The sequence below is a fragment of the Thalassospira sp. UBA1131 genome, from assembly GCF_002311515.1.
In the GTDB taxonomy this organism is placed as follows: Bacteria; Pseudomonadota; Alphaproteobacteria; order Rhodospirillales; family Thalassospiraceae; genus Thalassospira.
Genome location: NZ_DCAO01000005.1, coordinates 20,493 through 25,133 on the forward strand (window position 1 = coordinate 20,493; position 4,641 = coordinate 25,133).

Sequence of the window (4,641 nt, forward strand, 5' to 3'; positions counted from 1 at the left end):
CTTGCCAACGGCATGTTCATTCGCCTGCCCGAAGAAAACATGGAAAAGGCATGGCAGCGCCTTGAAGTCCTTGATCGCGAACACAGTATCCTTGATCGCGATGTTCTGATTGTTGATTTGCGCCTGCCCGACCGGACATTTGTCCGCCTGACACCCGGTGCCGCAGAACAAAGGCGCAATCCGCCAAAGAAGGAGGGCGCGGTCTGAACTGACCGCCCCGACACCCCACCCATCCTGCGCCCCGTTTCAGACGCGTAAGGCACTGACTTGCGCAATATCATGATTGTTTTTCCACATTCTTTGCGTAGTTTCGCATGAAGATGCGTTATGCGACGGTCTGCCTTAACCAAATTGCAACCGCTTTTGGTCGAAAACAGGCTTAATAAGGTACGGTCAAAAAAAGTCCGACCACATAACCCATAAAAATTCAGAGCATTCAATTGGCACGCGGCAAAACCAGATCAGGATTGATTGCGGCATTGGACATTGGAACGTCCAAGGTCTGCTGCTTTATTGCACGACGTGAAAAGGACCAACCGCCGAAAATCATCGGCATTGGTCACAACATGTCCAAGGGCCTGCAAAGTGGATCAATTTCCAATCTTGATGCCGCGCAGGAAGTCGTGCTTGCCGCGGTCAACGCCGCTGAAAAAATGGCGGGTCAGACCATCGACTCAGTCATTGTCAATCTGTCTGGCGGTCGACCGGAATCCGAAACCCACACGGTTGAGCTTCCGCTTGGCTCCCGCCCGATTGGCAATCTTGAGATCCGAAAACTCAATGACCAGAAGGAAGCCCTTCTGCGTCAGGCCGGTGATGAGCTGATCCATACTGTCCCGTTGGGGTTCCGCCTTGACGGCGCCAACACCATGAATGATCCGCGCGGCATGTATGGATCGACCCTTGGTCTTGATCTGCATTTTGTCCGAACGCAAACAGCACCGCTGCGCAATCTTGGCACCCTTCTGGCACGTTGCCACCTTGCGATTGAGGAAACAGTCGTCACCCCGCTGGCATCGGGTCTTTCGGCCCTGACAGCCGATCAGCGCGATCTGGGCGCGACCGTGATTGATATGGGCGCAGGCACCACAAGTGTGGCAGTCTTTAATGCCGGTCAGGTGGTCTACACCACGTCTATTCCTGTCGGTGGCGCGCATGTCACGCGCGATATCGCCTATGGGCTCAATACGTCGCTTAACCATGCCGAACGCATGAAAACCCTGCATGGTAGTGCTTTGACCTCGCCGTCTGATGATCAGGAAATTCTTGCGGTTCCGACAATCGGCGATGAAGACGAAAACAATTTCAATCATGTGCCGCGCTCGATGCTGATCAACATCATCAAGCCGAGACTTGAAGAAACGTTCGAATTGATTCGCGATCAACTGGAAGAACATGGTTTGTCACAAATCGGTGGACGCAGCATCGTTCTGACCGGTGGCGCCAGCCAATTGAACGCCATTGCCGATCTGGCCAGCCAGATGTTTGAACGTCCGGCCACGATTGCCCTGCCGCACGGTGTTTCGGGCCTTGCCGAAGCCACCGCCGGACCGGCTTTTTCGGCCTGTTCGGGGCTGCTGTTGCGGGCTGTTGCCCAACAGAACGATCCCCTGAGCGAAGCCATGGCGCAAATCCGTCAATCGGGTGGGCGTTGGGGCCGTTTGGGTGCCTGGTTCAAAGAGAACTTCTAGTTCGCACGCCCAAACGCACTTTTTTATCCATTTTCCCGAAAACTTTTAGCCGCATTAAGAAGGCAATAACTCTTTGCCAGCTAAAACGGACTCGGAGGTCTTTGTGCCCGAAGCATTTCTGGCACGCACAGGCAAAGGGAAGGCCTGTGTGATCTTTAAGCTCTAAAGCGCGGAGAGGAAGAGCAAACAATGAGTACAATCAGTTTTTCCGTTCCTGAAACGGAAGAAAACCTAAAACCAAAGATCACCGTTATCGGTGTCGGTGGTGCCGGCGGCAACGCCGTTAACAACATGATCGCATCCGAACTTGAAGGATGTGACTTTGTTGTTGCCAACACCGATTCTCAGGCCCTGACCCAGGCAAAAGCAACACGCAAGATGCAGCTTGGTCGCAAGATTACCCAGGGTCTGGGTGCAGGCGCACGTCCGGATGCGGGTAGTGCCGCCGCCGAAGAATCCATTGAAGAAATTCAGGCGCAGCTTGAAGGCAGCCACATGGTATTCATCACCGCCGGTATGGGCGGTGGTACGGGTACAGGTGCCGCCCCGGTCATTGCACGTGCGGCCAAAGAAGCCGGCATTCTGACCGTTGGTGTTGTTACCAAGCCGTTCCATTTCGAAGGCACGCGCCGCATGCGCACCGCCGAACAGGGCATCGAACAGCTTCAACAGTATGTCGACACCCTGATTATCATTCCGAACCAGAACCTGTTCCGGGTCGCGAATGAAAAAACAACCTTCGCAGATGCCTTCCAGATGGCAGACGACGTTCTGCGCAACGGTGTGCGTTCGATTACCGACCTTATGATGGTCCCGGGTCTTGTGAACCTTGACTTTGCCGATATCCGCACTGTCATGAGCGAGATGGGTAAAGCCATGATGGGCACTGGTGAAGCGTCGGGTGAAAAACGTGCACTTGAGGCTGCCGAAGCTGCAATAGCCAATCCGCTTCTTGAAGATGCATCCATGAAGGGTGCCCGTGCGGTTCTGATCAACATCACCGGCGGCATGGATATGGCGCTGTATGAAGTTGACGAAGCCGCCAACCGCATCCGCGAGGAAGTTGCATCCGAAGCCAACATCATCTTCGGTTCGACCTTCGACCCGACCATCGAAGGTGCGCTTCGCGTTTCTGTTGTTGCAACCGGCATAGACGCCGAAGAAGTTCGCCGTCCGCAGCCGACCACTGTTTCTGTTGCACAGCCTGTTTCCCAGAAACCGGCAGAACAGCCCGCCGCGGCACCGTCCTTCGCACAACATGGCGCAGGCAACGCAGCAGCCGCTGCTGCCCACAACACGGGTGCTGGTGACTATGCGGGTGGTGCGTCGGTTGATCACATTCCTGCTGATCGTTTTGCTGCAACCGGTAGCGCACAGCAGCCGGAAATCAGCCATCAGGCCGAAGCACAGGAAACCGGTTCGATTGAAATGGGCCAGACGGTCCTGAAACCGAAGCCTGTTCTGCGTGCAGACAAACCGGTCCAGAAACCCACCAGCAACGGCGACATGGCTTTCATTCCGCCGCGTGCTGTAACGCCAAGCGAAGCCGAGCATGCTCAGCATAGCCCGGACGTATTCGAAGCAGCCGATGCCCAGAATGCAACCTCGCCGCGTTCGGTTCTGAGCAGCCTGTTTGGCAAGAACAAGACCGCCAAGGAACCGCATAACTATGCGGAACCGAAAGTCTCGCAGCCGCAGGCACCTGCGCCACGCCAGACCGAGATGCCGCTTGGCGAGGACAGCGAACATGTCATGAAGAAGGAGCCTGCTTCCCGGGGCAAGGCGCAAGGCGCGTCTGACGACCTTCTTGAAATTCCGGCCTTCCTTCGTCGTCAGGCCAACTGACGACGATCTCCGCGCGAAGATGGGGAAGGCTTAATGCCTTCCCCTTTTTTTTGGACGCACCAGCTTGGATGACGCTGTAATTCGGCAATTGTGACCAAAGTTCGGAAACCACACGGTTACAACCGGCGCCAAATGCCCTGCAGAAATGCATTTTACCTTTCAATTTCAAAGCACTATGAAGTTTACAAAGCGTAACAAAGAGTGATTTGAGTGATTGCTCGATCAACAGTAGTGTTCCAAACTAACAAAGCAGGGGCCAACGAATTTGAAGATGGCTTTGAACATGCTTTGACGTTGATTGATGACAAACTGACTGACCTGATTTGGGGGTTCCTGTGAACAATATTGCCGATCTTGGTTCTGCTATCACGCAGACTGGCTTTTCCGGCGACGGTTATGTGCTCCAGCGCACGCTCAAAGCCTCTATCGGCTGTGCCGGTGTTGGTCTGCATTCCGGTCAGAAGATCCGCATTACCCTTCACCCTGCCCCTGCCGATCATGGCATTGTATTCCGCCGCACGGATCTGGATGACCAGCCGCTGTTTCCGGCACGTTACGATGGCGTGATCGATACCCGTCTTTGCACCTGCCTTGGTGATACTGCCCGGGGCATCAAGATCGGCACCATCGAACATCTGATGGCCGCGCTTGCCGGGACGCGCATTGATAACGTCCTCATCGATATCGATGCCGATGAAGTTCCGGTCATGGATGGCAGCTCCGCCCCGTTTAACTTCCTGATTGATTGCGTTGGCATCGAAGAACTTGATGCCCCGCGTCAGGTCATCGAAGTTCTGAAACCGATTGAAGTCGAATATAACGGCTGCACCGCACGGGTTGAACCGGCCAACGGGTTCGAGATCGATTTCGAGATTGATTTCGCCAGTAAGGCCATTGCCAACCAGCGCATGTCCGTAAAGTTCGATGACGGCGTGTTTGTTGCCGACATCGCACGGGCCCGTACCTTTGGCTTCTTGCATGAAGTTGAAGCCATGCGTTCTGCCGGTCTTGCCCGTGGTGGTTCGCTTGATAACGCGGTTGTTCTTTCCGGTGACGAAGTCATGAACGAGGAAGGCTTGCGTTACGAAGACGAATTCGTCCGCCA

3 protein-coding genes and 1 pseudogene are annotated in these 4,641 nt (G+C 54.8%); all 4 read left to right on the forward strand.

What is annotated here, in order from left to right:
* Positions 1–207, forward strand: a pseudogene (locus tag B3Z49_RS00725) (cell division protein FtsQ/DivIB); the annotation flags it as partial.
* Positions 208–479: 272 nt separating this feature from the next.
* Positions 480–1,691, forward strand: coding sequence for a cell division protein FtsA (gene ftsA, locus B3Z49_RS00730; protein WP_231959745.1), 1,212 nt, complete (start codon positions 480–482; stop codon positions 1,689–1,691).
* 189 nt (positions 1,692–1,880) lie between these two features.
* Complete coding sequence (gene ftsZ / locus B3Z49_RS00735; protein ID WP_296987421.1) at positions 1,881–3,536, forward strand: cell division protein FtsZ; 1,656 nt, start codon at positions 1,881–1,883, stop codon at positions 3,534–3,536.
* A gap of 335 nt (positions 3,537–3,871) precedes the next feature.
* Positions 3,872–4,641: UDP-3-O-acyl-N-acetylglucosamine deacetylase (lpxC, locus tag B3Z49_RS00740; RefSeq protein WP_296987422.1), on the forward strand; the 770-nt coding region annotated here is incomplete at its 3' end.